The sequence below is a fragment of the Paratractidigestivibacter faecalis genome (assembly GCF_003416765.1).
Taxonomy (GTDB): domain Bacteria; phylum Actinomycetota; class Coriobacteriia; order Coriobacteriales; family Atopobiaceae; genus Paratractidigestivibacter; species Paratractidigestivibacter faecalis.
Map to the genome: position 1 here is coordinate 1,825,356 of NZ_QSNG01000001.1, position 12,048 is coordinate 1,837,403.

Consider the following 12,048-nt stretch of genomic DNA (forward strand, 5'->3'; position numbering starts at 1 on the left):
CCAATTGCTATCAGGGGCCGGCGAGAAGAGCGGTCCCGCCGGCCGAGTGACCTACTTCTTGCCGCGACCCTTCTTGTGGGGCCTCGGCTTTGTCTGCCTGCGCGCGGCGGGCTTGGCACCAGGCGCCGCCGTGGCGGTGGCGCCTGGTGCGGGCGCGGGCTTCTCGCCGGGCGCCGCGGGCTTGGCGGCTGCGGCGGCCGTCTTGCTGGCCGGCTTGCGCTGGGCCGCGACGCGCTTGAAGATGGCGCCGCCCAGCGGCGGGACGCGCACGACGATAGACTGCTCGCGACCGTTCCAGGGCACGTCCTCGCACTTGAGCCGACCCTCGTTCACCACGCCGGAGCCACCGAAGCGCTCCTCGTCGGAGTTGAAGACCTCGCCGTAGGTGCACCACTCGGGCACGCCCATACGGAAGTCCTCGCGTGCGTTGACGTCCATGTTGATGAGGATGACCAGGTCATCCTTGGGCTTGTCGCCGTGGCGGACGAAGCTGATGATGGACTGGTCGGCGTTGTCGGCGTCGATCCACTCAAAGCCAGAGCCCTCAAAGGCGCGCTGCCACAGGGCGGGCTGCTCGTTGTAGACGGCGTTGAGCGCGGCGATGAACGCCTGCTGCCTGCGGTGGGTCTCGAACTGCTCCGTGAGGAAGTACTCGATGCCCTCGTAGTAGCGCCACTCGATGAACTGGCCGATCTCGTTGCCCATGAAGTTGAGCTTGCCGCCGGCGTGCGTCATCTGGTAGAGCGCCAGGGCGCGCAGGCCCGCAAACTGGCGCCAGGTGTCTCCCGGCATGCGCGTAATCAGCGAGCACTTGCCGTTGACCACCTCGTCGTGGCTAAGCGGCAGCACGAAGTTCTCGTTGAACTGGTACATGGTGGAGAAGGTCAGCATGCGGTGGTTGCCCGGGCGCCACGGGAAGTCGGTCTGCATGTAGTGCAGGGTGTCGTTCATCCAGCCCATGTCCCACTTGAAGTGGAAGCCCAGGCCGCCGTCCTTGGGCGGGTAGGTCACCAGCGGCCAGGCCGTGGACTCCTCGGCGATCATCATGACGTCGGGGTGGAGCCGACCCATCTCCAGGTTGGTCTGGCGGATGAAGGCGGACGCGTCCAGGTCCTCCTCGGTGCCGTTCTTGTTGAAGCGCTTCTGGCCCGGGTCGTCGATGCCGAAGTTCATGTACAGCATGGAGCTGACGCCGTCCATGCGGATGCCGTCGATGTGGTAGGCCTCAACCCAGTACAGGGCGTTGGAGACCAGGAAGCTGCGCACTTCTCCCCTGCTGAAGTCGAACTTGTGGGTGCCCCAGTTGGGGTGGATCTCGTGCTCGTAGAGCATCTGGCCGTTGAAGGTGGCCAGGCCGTGGGCGTCCGCGCAGAAGCCGCCGGGCACCCAGTCCATGATCACGCCGATGCCGGCCTCGTGGCAGGCGTCGATGAAGTGCATGAGCTGCCGCGGGTTGCCGTAGCGCGACGTGGGCGAAAAGTACCCGGTGGGCTGGTAGCCCCAGGAGCCGTCAAACGGGTGCTCGGAGAGGGGCAGGACCTCGATGTGGGAGTAGCCCATCTCGCGGACGTAGTCCACGAGCTCCACGGAGAGGTCGTCGTAGGTGTAGAAGGTGCCGCGCTGTGCGGGGAAGGGGTCGCCGGGACCGGGCCAGGTGCCGTCCTCGCGGGGCTCGCCCTGCGGCTCGTCGCCGTGGCGCTTCCAGCTGCCCAGATGCACCTCAAAGATGTTGAGCGGGCTCTTGAACATGTTGCGCTTGGAGCGGGCGCGCATCCAGGCGGCGTCTGCCCACTTGTAGCCGGCGAGATCCGCCGTGCGGGAGGCAGTTCCCGGAGGCAGCTCCGAGAAGAACGCGTAGGGGTCTGCCTTGTAGAGGCGCTCGCCCGCGGCGGTCTCTATGACGTACTTGTAAAGCTGACCTGCGACAACGCCGGGAACGAAGCCCTGCCAGACGCCGCCGGTGGCGGTGCAGGAGAGGTGATTGGCGTTCTCGTCCCAGTTGTTGAACTCGCCGATGACGGCGACGGAGCGCACGTCGGGGGCCCAGACGGCAAAGTGGTAGCCGTCCTGGCCGGAGGCGTCCGTGGCGGGGTGGCTGCCGAGCTTCTCGTAGCTGCGGTACCACTCGCCTGTGCCGAGGAGGTACAGGTCGTCGTTGCTCAGGTAGAGCGTGCTGTCAGAGATGGTGGTCATTCTTACCCTTCCGCCAAGCCGCCGAGACGGCGCGACAGTGAATAGGAAGCGTATTTAGTTGTACCACCTATCTTCACAGCTTGAACACACAATTGGGTCAAGAGAAGGTAACGAGCCTTTGACCTGCGGTTCATTTAAACGCATTTCGATGAACGGTGCCTGTTGGGCGCGGGACGGTGTGAGCGGGCGAGTTCTTGCGGGAGGCCTCCCATGGGGCCTCTTGCGCGTTTTGGGTTTGAAGATTCGGGCGAAGCGAGGAGCCCGAATCTCCGAACCCAAAACGTCAAAAGAAGGCCCGCGTGCCGAAAGGGAGCACGCGGGCCTTGTGGGTTTTGGTGCCTGCGGCGGGCACTTCTCGCCGTGAGTCGCGGCGGGCGAGAAGGGCGTGGCCGGAGCCGGAAGGCCTACGCCTGGGCGAGGGCCTGGTCGAGGTCGGCGATGATGTCGTCGGCGTTCTCGATGCCCACGGAGAGGCGGATGAGGTCCTCGGAGAGGTGGGCGGCCTTGAGCTGCTCGGCCGTGAGCTGGGAGTGCGTGGTGGAGGCGGGGTGGATGATGAGGGACTTGGCGTCACCCACGTTGGCCAGGTGCGTGAAGAGCTTCACGTTGTCGACGACCTTCAGGCCGGCGTCCCGGCCGCCCTTGACGCCGAAGACGACGACGCCACCGAAGCCGTTCTTGAGGATGCGGGACGCGGTCTCGTGGCTCGGGTCGTTCTCCAGGCCGGAGTAGCGCACCCAGCTGACCTTGGGGTGGCTCTCGAGGAACTTGGCCACGGCCAGGGCGTTGTCGCAGTGGCGCTGGACGCGCAGGGACAGCGTCTCAATGCCGATGCCGATGAGCTGGGCGGCGTACGGGGAGAGCGTGGGGCCAAAGTCACGCAGCTTGTTGGCCAGGACGCGTGTGGAGAAGGGCGCGGCGGGAGCGGCGTCGGCGAAGATGGCGCCGTGGTAGGAGGGGTCAGGCTCGGTGATGGTGGGGAACTTGCCCGGAGTCTTCTTCCAGTCGAACTTGCCGGTGTCCACGACGGCGCCGCCGAGCGTGGCGCCGTGGCCGCCGATCCACTTGGTCAGGGACTCGATGACCACCGCGGCGCCGTCCTCGGCCGGACGGTAGAGGTACGGGGTGGCAAAGGTGTTGTCGACGAAGACCGGCACCGGCTCCTTCAGGGAGTTGGCGGCCGCCACGATGGCGGGCACGTCGGCGACGTCAACCAGCGGGTTGCCGATGGTCTCGACGTACCAGAGCTTGGTGTTCTCCTTGGTGGCGGCCACGAAGGCGTCGATGTCGTTGTTCTCGACGAAGGTGGTCTCGACGCCCAGGTCACCGAGGGTGTGCAGGAAGATGTTCCAGGTGCCGCCGTACAGGGAGTCGGAGGCGACGATGTGGTCACCGGCGCCCACGATGTTGGTCAGGGCCAGGATCTCCGCGGCGTGGCCGGAGGCGACGGCGACGGCGCCCGTGCCGCCCTCGATGGCGGCCACGCGGGCGGCCACGGCGTCGGTGGTGGTGTTGGTCAGGCGGCCGTAGATGTTGCCGGGCTTGGCCAGGGCAAACTTGGCGGCGCCGTCCTCGGCGGAGTCAAACTGGAAGGCGGCGGAGGCATAGATGGGCAGGGCGGCCGCGCCGGTCGTAGGGTCAGGCGTCAGGCCGGCGTGAATCTGGAGGGTATCAAAGTGCTTGGCGGGGTCCTGGGCGAAGGTGGAATCAAGCTGGAACGGCATGATGGTTTCTCCTTTGTTGCTGGGCGCCCTTGCGGCGCACGACAAAGCCACGCGGACAGTCTGTCCACGAGCAGTCATTTTTGGTTTGATGATTTTAGTCAGGCTAGCTGGAAGAAGGCTTAACGCCCGAGGTCAGAGCGGCGCATGACTGGAGGCGCCCGGGTCTAAGCGACCTCGGGCTTGCGCATGAACAACCCCATGCAGATGAGCGCGTTATATACATGCTTCTTCTTCATGGCTCTGAATCCTAGCAGCCCGATAGGAGATTGCCAACCCTCATTGCGTAACGCGTTTGTTAACGCCCGCGGCGTGCGTTGGCGAGAAGAGCGTGCCGCCGGCAAGAGCTTCTCGCCGGCGGCACGCTGGTCAGGCGGTTGGGGCAGCGGCCCTAGTAGTTGACGGCCTGCTGCTCGAAGTAGGACTTGGGGTGGTTGCAGACGGGGCAGACCTCGGGTGCCTCGGGGCCGACGTGCAGGTGGCCGCAGTTGCGGCACTTCCAGACCTTGACGCCCTCGCGCGAGAAGACCTCGCCCTTCTCCACGCGCTCGGCCAGCTTGAGATAGCGCTCCTCGTGGTGCTTCTCGACCTCTCCCACCAAGGCGAACTTGGTGGCGATCTCGTCGAAGCCCTCCTCGCGGGCGGTGGCGGCAAAGCCGGCGTACATGTCGGTCCACTCGTAGTTCTCGCCGGCCGCGGCGTCGCGCAGGTTGGTCAGCGTGTCGGGCACGCCGCCGTCGTGCAGGTACTTGAACCACATCTTGGCGTGCTCGCGCTCGTTGCCGGAGGTCTCGGCAAAGATGGCAGAGATCTGCTCGTAGCCCTCCTTCTTGGCCTTGGAGGCGTAGTAGGAGTACTTGTTGGTTGCCTGGGACTCGCCGGCAAAGGCGGCCTCGAGGTTCTTCTTGGTCTGTGAGCTCTCAAAATCGACGGACATGGCCTCTCCTCTTCTCTTGCCTCCCGGTTGGCGGGAGGACGCGGGCGACGGCCGGTCGGCCGCCGAAGCGCCGGGCTAGGCCCGCCAGATGCCGCCCTCCTGCCGGCAGAACCCCTCTGCGGCAAGCTCAAGCAGCAACGCGCGGGCGTCCTTGGCGCCTATGGCTGTTCTACCCGCTTTTTGCTCCAACTGCGAGAGCTCTTTGGCCAGCGCGTCCTCGGGCGCGCCCCCGGCCGGGTCCGCGCGGTGGGTCAGCAGGAGGCGGACCATCTCGGCGCGCTTCTGGCGGTGCGACCCCTCAAAGCGCGACTGTCGCGCGTGGGCCTTGGCGCGCCGCGACGGGTTGGGGACGGTCCGCTTGAGGTAGGCGCCGTAGTCCAGCATGGCGTAGTACCAGGTGCGGGGGTCGTCGGGCTGCTCGGCAGAGGCGCCGGCAATGGCGTCGGCAACGTCAAAAGTTGACAAAGGGACTGTCCCTTTGTCAACTCCGTCGGGCGGGCAGGTGAGGTCGGCCAGGGCGGAGAGCTCGCGGTCAGTCACGCCGTCGCGGTCGGCGAGGAGCTCGTGGAGAAGGACGGTGCGGACGTTGGTCTCCAGGTAGACGCCGTGGAGGTTGAAGGCAAACGCGCGGATGCCGGCTGCCGTGGCAGGTCCTATGCCGGGCAGGGCCACGAGGTCGCGCTCGGCCACGGGCATCTGGCCGCCGGCCTCGCAGACGGCCTGCGCGGCACGGTGCACCGCCAGGGCACGACGGTTGTAGCCCAGGCCCTGCCACTCGTCCAGGACGTCGGCGGGCTCGGCGGCGGCCAGCGCGGCCGGGGTGGGAAAGCGCTCCAGCCAGCGCTGCCAGCGGTCGTCCACGCGGCTGACCTGCGTCTGCTGCAGCATGACCTCAGAGATCCAGATGGCGTACGGATCGCGCGTGCGCCGCCAGGGCAGGTCGCGGTAGAGCTCGCGACCGCGCTCCCTCACGGTGGCGCGGAAGGCGAGAAGCTCCTCGGGCGTGGGCGCAGTGGGAGTGGCGTCAGGCATGGGAGTCCTTCTCGTCGGGGGCACCGGCGGCACCCGGGACGGTGCTGCCCTCCTGCGGGCGGAGCAGCTCGAAGCCACCAGTGAACCGCGGGACGCAGCCCTCCTCCACCACCTGCCACAGCGTGACGGAGCCAAAGAAGGAGCGCAGCATGGCCTCAGCGTTGCACCAGATGGGGTTGAAGCCGCAGGCGCCGCGGCGCTCGCAGGGGCCGCCGTCCGCACCGGCAGCGTCACAGCCGCAGAGGGCGAGCGGGCCCTGGACGGCCTCCAGCAGGCGCAGGAGCGTGACCTCGCGCGGGTCAACGGCCAAGCGCATGCCCCCGTTGGCTCCGCGGCTATTCTCCACGATGCCAGCCAGGGCCAGGTCATGCTGGATGGAGCGGGCAAAGGAGTAGGGCACGCCGTTGGCGCGGGCGACCTCGCGGACGGAGACCACGCCTGCGGGGTCCGTGGCCAGCGTTGCAAGCATGCGCAGCGCGTAGTCCGTCTTTCGGGCTATCTCCATACGGCTATTCGTCCCAGTCCAGGATTTGCCAGCCACGCTTCTTGGCAATGGGGCGCAGCGTGGAGCCGGGGCAGACGGCAAAGGCCTCCTTGGCGCGGGACAGCAGGTCCACGTCGCTGTGGTGGTCGCCGTAGGCGTAGGCGAGCTCCCAGGCTCCCTGGCCGAGGTTCTTGTCGCACCACGCGGAGGCCGCGGCGTACTTCTGCGGGCCGGCAATGACGTCTCCCTGGACGCGGCCGGTGTAGCGGCCCTGGGCGTCCTTCTCCATCAGGGTGGCCACGGCGGCGTCCATGCCAAGCGTGCGGGCGGCCACGTCGGCCATGGCCTTGAACGTGGCCGAGACCAGCAGGGTCACGCAGCCCTCCTCACGGCGACGGTCGACCTCCTCGCGGGCCTGGCGGCGGTAGCGAGGCAGGAGGACCTCGTCGTGGAAGCGGTGCATGACCTCATCCACCGTGGAGGGGTCAAGGTCGGCCAGGGCGCCAAAGACCAGCTCGCGAGCCTCGCTCTGGCGATACGGCAGGTGCAGCTTGTAGCGCAGGCCCCACCAGCCCAGGTGGAGGGCGCGCGGGAGCCTCATGATGCCGTGGCGCAGCAGGTAGGTGGTGAACAGCGCACCGGACTGGCCGTCGACGATGGTGCCGTCGAAGTCAAAGATGGCGACCTTGCGCGGTGTCATATCGGTGGCCTGCTGCATGCCCGACCTTGTCTCTTGAGGGTGATGCCTCGTGCCGAAGCCCAAACGTTCTTATCATACCGCGCTGCGTGGGAGGGCGTTCTTCTCGGCGGCACGAGTTGACGGACCGGCCGCACTTTGCATGTGCTTGTGGACGGTGAGGCAACGGCCAGCGACCAAAGTCACATGCAAACGGCGGGACAGGCAGCGAGAAGGACGTCGCGGCAAAGAAAAAGGCTCCCATTTCTGGGAGCCTCAAACTGTGCAATGGCGGGATGTAAGGGACTCGAACCCTCGACCTCCGACGTGACAGGCCGGCGCTCTAACCAGCTGAGCTAACACCCCGTGCGCCTTGCGCAAGAGATATATTGCCAAAGACCGGGTACCCTTGTCCAGTACTTTTTTAAAAAAAGTTTCCGCTGTCAGAAGCATCTTCAAAAGCCGCAGGTAAACAGCCTAAAAGCGGTAAGAACAACTTCCCGCTAGCCCAGCGCCACGCTCGTGGTGGCGCCCGTGGAGTCCGTCACCTTGAGCGCGCTACCGTCCAGCGTGGCGCTCTGGATGTCTCCGGAGCCACCGGCCGCGTTGCCGTCGGCACCCATTACGTAGGCCGGCACGGAGCCGTCCGCGATCATGTAGCTCACCACGTCCCAGCCGCCGTCGCGATTCTCAGGCACCACGAGGGAGCCGTTGTAGAGCACCAGGCCGGTGGGCGTACCCTCGAGGTTGAAGACCACGGCGCCGTCGCGCGTGACGGAGTACGTGCCGCCGTCCTGCGAGATGGAGAAGGACTGGCCTTGGAAGGTGACGCTCTCCCCCACCGAGACCTCGACCTGCTGCTGCTCGTTGGCAATCTGCTCGGCCTGCGTGGGCTCGGCGTCCGGGCGGGCCGCCTGCTGCCGGTCGGACTCCTGGCCGCCGGTCAGAAGGCCGGTGATGAGCCTGACCAGCAGGGCAACAACCAGCAGGACGCCAATGGCCAGCAGGACGACCTTGAGGATGTTCTTGCCCGTGCGCTCCGGGCCCTCGGCAGCGTGCGACGCGTGGCTGCCGCCGTCGCGGCGGGCGCCGTTGGCCACGGCGGTGAGCTGCGGCGAGGAGTGGCGCTTGGCAAAGCGCCTCTGCGCGTTTGCGCGGGCGGCGTCGGCCGCCTCGGAGGCGTTCTCCCTGGTGGTAATGCGAGCGCCCTGGCCGGCGTGGATGGTGGTCAGGCGCTGGCCGTCCGCCGCGCTGGGCGCGTGGCCGGCCGACGGGCGCCCGGCCGCGGAGTGCGCCGCGTGTGAGGGCGCGCCGTGCCTGCCAAACTGGTTGATTGCCATGATGGAACTTCCTTCTCTCTCGCCGGTCTTGGCCGGGCTAGACCTCGCGGCGGGCCTCGATGGCGCGGCCGAGGGTCACCTCGTCAGCGTACTCCAGGTCTCCGCCAACGGGTAGGCCACTGGCGAGCCTGGTCACGCGCACGCCGAGGGGCCGGATGACGCGCGAGAGGTACGTTGCGGTGGTCTCTCCCTCGACGTCGGGGTTGGTGGCCAGAATGACCTCCTTGACCTCGCCGTCCGCCAGGCGCTGGAGCAGCTCGCGGACGTGGAGCTGCTCGGGGCCGATCTTGTCCATGGGGCTGATGACGCCGCCCAGCACGTGATAGAGGCCATGGTAGCTGCCCGTGCGCTCAATGGCCTGCACGTCGCGCGGCTCGGAGACCACGCAGATGGAGGCGCGGTCGCGCGAGGAGTCCGAGCAGACGTCGCACGTCTCGCGCGTGGCGTAGCTGAAGCAGACGGGGCAGAAGTGGACCTGCTGCTTGACCTCGAGGATGGCCTGCACCAGGCGGCGGGCCTCCTCGGCATCGGCCTCAAGCAGGTAGTACGCAATGCGCTGGGCAGACTTGGGGCCAATGCCCGGCAGCCTGCCCAGCTCGTCCAGCAGCCGCTGGAGCGCACGCCCGTCGTTTGGGGAGGGGCTCATCCTAGAAGAGCCCCGGGATGTTGAGACCGCCGGTCACGGCGCTCATCTGCTGGCCAGCCATGGTCTCGGCGGAGTCCAGGGCGTCGTTGACGGCGGCCAGGATCATGTCCTGGAGCATCTCAACGTCGTCCGGGTCGATGGCGGACGGGTCGATGGTGAGGGACTTGATGCGCATGTCTCCCGCGGCGGTGACCTTGACGGCGCCGCCGCCCGCGGTGGAGCTGACCTCAGTCTCGGCAGCCTTCTGCTGGGCCGCGAGCAGCTGCTCCTGCATCTTTCGGGCCTGCTGCATCATCTGGTTGCGGTTCATGCCGCCCATGTTGAATCCCTTGGACATGGCGTGGTTCCTTTCGTCTTTTTGACCGGCCGCGTGGCTGGCCGGCTGGTTGCTAGTCTTCCGCGTCAGCGTCGTCTTCGGGCTCGTCGGCAAAGCCGGGGTCCTCGTCCGCGCCGTTGTCATCATAGGAGAGCTCGGCCGCCGCGTCATCATCAGAGGTGGTCACCGCGGGCTCGACGCTTATGGACAGCGGCGCGCCAAACGCCTCGGTGAGCATGGAGGCAATGTCCGAGAACTCCGGGTGGGAGCTCACGTCCTCCACGACGCCGGCTGCGGGCTCGGGCTGATCGGACGGCGAGAAGGGCGCGGGCGTCGCGGCCGACGCTCCGCCGGAGGGACTTCCCTCAGCTGCTCGGCGCTCGGCGCTACGCGCCTCGCTCGCTTCGCGACTCGCGCCGAGGGAAGTCCCTCCGGCGGAGCTGACGGGTTGCGGGGCCGCAGCTACCGGCATGCCCGAGACCGCAGGCGGGGCCGTGGGGGACGCGGGCTGCCCGGCGTCCTCGGGGGCATACGCGGCGGCGTCATTGTCGGTGTAGGGGGGCACGTCGTCCCAGGGGGCGTCGTAGGTCGGGGCGGCAGGCTGGGGTGCCGCGGGGGCCGGGGCCTGGGCGGAAGCGGGCCTGGGTGCGGGCGGAGCGGGCGCCGGAGCCGGGGCGGGAGCGGCCGGACGGGGCGCAGGAGCCGCGGCGGCGCGGTCGGCGTTGGCAATGGTCTTGTTTGCCATGCTGGACTCAACAAAGACCAGCTGGCGATAGCCAAATGCCACGCGAACGCAGCCGTCCACGGTCTCGCGGACGTCGGCGCGCTCGAGCATCTTCGCTGCAAAGCGCGAGCCCTTGGGCAGCGAGACCACGAGCTTCTCGCCATCGTCAGAGACCGGACTGGAGCTCATGAGGAGCGAGCCCTTGGACGGCGCCTCGTGCACCAGGTTGTCGACGACGCGCTTCCAGGTGCGCTGCAGCTCCGCGGGGTCGGTCATGGCCGGACGGGCGGGTGCGGCGGCAGGCGCGCTCGCGCTTGCCGGCCTCTGGGGGCTTCCCCCAGCCGCTCGGCGCTCCGCGCTACGCGCTCCGCTCGCTGCGCGACTCGCGCTGGGGGAAGCCCCCAGAGGCCTGTCGGCAACGGAGATCGCAGCGGGTGCGGCCGGCTGCGGGGCTACCGCCTGCGGGACTGCGGCAGGCTGGACGGGCGCCGCAGGAGCAGGTGCGCTCGGAGCCGTCGCCGGGGCGGTCGCGGGGGTGCCTTGGTTGACCTGGGGGGTTGGCGCGGGCTGGGAGGGGGCCGCCACGGGCAGGCCGCTCTTCTTCAGGGTCTCCAGCTCGTGCTCGAGGTAGGCCACGCGGTCGGCGAGGGCGTCGAGGGTGAGGTCGGCCTCGGGGCGGGCAATGCGGGTGAAGGCGATCTCCAAGACCAGGCGCTGGTTGGTTGCGGTTCTCATCTCGCTGGAGGCGTCGCCCAGGACGGTGAGGATGCGGGAGAGCCGGTCTACGGAGCCGAAGGCGGCGGCCTCGGAGCGTAGGGCCTCAAAGTCCGCGCCGCGGGCGCTGACCACGTCGGTCGCGCAGGGCACGGCCGCCACGACGTAGACGTCCCTCATGCGGGCGGCGAGCTCCTTGGTGAACTGCAGGAGGTCGCGGCCGGAGCTCATGAGCTTCTCGACCTCGCCGAAGAGGGCAGGCACGTCTCGCTTGGCCAGAGCGTTGACCACGCCACCGAGGACCGAGCCGGAGACCTCGCCGAGGAAGTCCTGGGCCGCTGCCACGGAGATATTGCCGTTGCCAAAGACCGAGAGCTGCTCCAGGGAGGTCAGAGCGTCTCGCATGCCGCCGCGGGCGTGGCGAACGACCAGCTCGAGGGCCGCGTCGTCGTAGGTGAAGCCCTCCTCGCCGCAGACGTAGGCAAGGTGGGCCTGCATCTCGTCGTTGCCGATGCTGTGGAAGTCAAAGCGCTGCACGCGCGAGAGGATGGTCGCGAGGATCTTCTGCGGATCGGTGGTGCACATGATGAACACCACGTGCTCGGGCGGCTCCTCGAGGGTCTTGAGCAGGGCGTTGAAGGCCGCCGGGGTCAGCATGTGGACCTCGTCGATGATGTAGACCTTGCAGCGGCCCATGGTCGGCGCGTAGTTCACGCGGGAGAGGATCTCCTCGCGGACGTTGTCCACGCCAGTGCGGGAGGCGGCGTCCAGCTCGGCCACGTCCGGGTGCTCGCCGGCGGCGATGAGGCGGCACTGGTCGCAGGTGCCGTCCGGAAGCTGGCCGGGGCCTTTCTCGCACATGAGGGCCTTGGCGAGCAGGCGCGCCATGGTAGTCTTGCCCGTGCCGCGCGGGCCGCAGAAGAGGTAGGCGTGGCTGGTACGGCCCTCGACGACGGCGCGCTTGAGCGTCTCCACGACGTGCTTCTGACCAACTACCTGCTCAAACGTCTGCGGGCGGTACTTTGTGTAGAGCGATTCCATGCGGCCTCCAGGCGGTCTGTCTGCTGGAGAACCAGTATACCCGCGGGCGCGCGGCAGGCGGGAACGTCCACGCAGGCCGCACGAGGCCGGCGGGTGGCAGCGCAAAGGCGCGCGGGGGAACGTAAATCAATGGCAATTCGCTTTCGTGCGGACTCGCGGAGTGCGCGGGACGTCGTCAAGGCCCCAAACTTAGTGCAGAACGCAGCTTCGTGTGAGTAGTTTGG

Annotated in this window: 10 protein-coding genes and 1 tRNA gene; all 11 read right to left on the reverse strand. The window is 67.9% G+C overall.

Features of this window, described 5'->3' with window-relative positions; translation table 11 throughout:
- Positions 1-51: 51 nt before the first annotated feature.
- The 11 genes from glgB to dnaX all read right to left on the reverse strand — a co-directional run bounded on the left by glgB (position 52) and on the right by dnaX (position 11,824).
- Positions 52-2,193 (reverse strand): 1,4-alpha-glucan branching protein GlgB, encoded by a 2,142-nt coding sequence (gene glgB / locus DXV50_RS08220; RefSeq protein ID WP_117205734.1) that lies wholly within the window; start codon positions 2,191-2,193, stop codon positions 52-54.
- Between the two features lie 404 nt (positions 2,194-2,597).
- Positions 2,598-3,917, reverse strand: coding sequence for an O-acetylhomoserine aminocarboxypropyltransferase/cysteine synthase family protein (locus DXV50_RS08225; protein WP_117205735.1), 1,320 nt, complete (start codon positions 3,915-3,917; stop codon positions 2,598-2,600).
- Positions 3,918-4,305: 388 nt separating this feature from the next.
- Positions 4,306-4,851 (reverse strand): rubrerythrin, encoded by a 546-nt coding sequence (gene rbr / locus DXV50_RS08230; RefSeq protein WP_117205736.1) that lies wholly within the window; start codon positions 4,849-4,851, stop codon positions 4,306-4,308.
- A gap of 75 nt (positions 4,852-4,926) precedes the next feature.
- Complete coding sequence (locus tag DXV50_RS08235) at positions 4,927-5,883, reverse strand: HhH-GPD family protein (protein WP_117205737.1); 957 nt, start codon at positions 5,881-5,883, stop codon at positions 4,927-4,929.
- The gene (locus DXV50_RS08240; RefSeq protein ID WP_117205738.1) at positions 5,876-6,388 is read right to left on the reverse strand and encodes an RrF2 family transcriptional regulator; all 513 of its coding nucleotides are present in this window, start codon (positions 6,386-6,388) and stop codon (positions 5,876-5,878) included. The genes DXV50_RS08235 and DXV50_RS08240 overlap by 8 nt, the downstream gene beginning before the upstream one ends.
- Before the next feature lie 4 nt (positions 6,389-6,392).
- The gene (locus DXV50_RS08245) at positions 6,393-7,085 is read right to left on the reverse strand and encodes an HAD family hydrolase (RefSeq protein ID WP_117205739.1); all 693 of its coding nucleotides are present in this window, start codon (positions 7,083-7,085) and stop codon (positions 6,393-6,395) included.
- A 247-nt stretch (positions 7,086-7,332) separates the two neighbouring features.
- Positions 7,333-7,409, reverse strand: a tRNA-Asp gene (locus DXV50_RS08250).
- 137 nt (positions 7,410-7,546) lie between these two features.
- A complete protein-coding gene (locus tag DXV50_RS08255; RefSeq protein WP_117205740.1) occupies positions 7,547-8,383 on the reverse strand; it encodes a hypothetical protein in 837 nt (278 codons plus the stop codon).
- A gap of 37 nt (positions 8,384-8,420) precedes the next feature.
- The gene (recR, locus tag DXV50_RS08260) at positions 8,421-9,029 is read right to left on the reverse strand and encodes a recombination mediator RecR (RefSeq protein WP_117205741.1); all 609 of its coding nucleotides are present in this window, start codon (positions 9,027-9,029) and stop codon (positions 8,421-8,423) included.
- 1 nt (position 9,030) lies between these two features.
- Positions 9,031-9,366 (reverse strand): YbaB/EbfC family nucleoid-associated protein, encoded by a 336-nt coding sequence (locus tag DXV50_RS08265; protein WP_174233353.1) that lies wholly within the window; start codon positions 9,364-9,366, stop codon positions 9,031-9,033.
- Positions 9,367-9,418: 52 nt separating this feature from the next.
- A complete protein-coding gene (dnaX, locus tag DXV50_RS08270) occupies positions 9,419-11,824 on the reverse strand; it encodes a DNA polymerase III subunit gamma/tau (RefSeq protein ID WP_117205742.1) in 2,406 nt (801 codons plus the stop codon).
- Between the last annotated feature and the right edge of the window lie 224 nt (positions 11,825-12,048).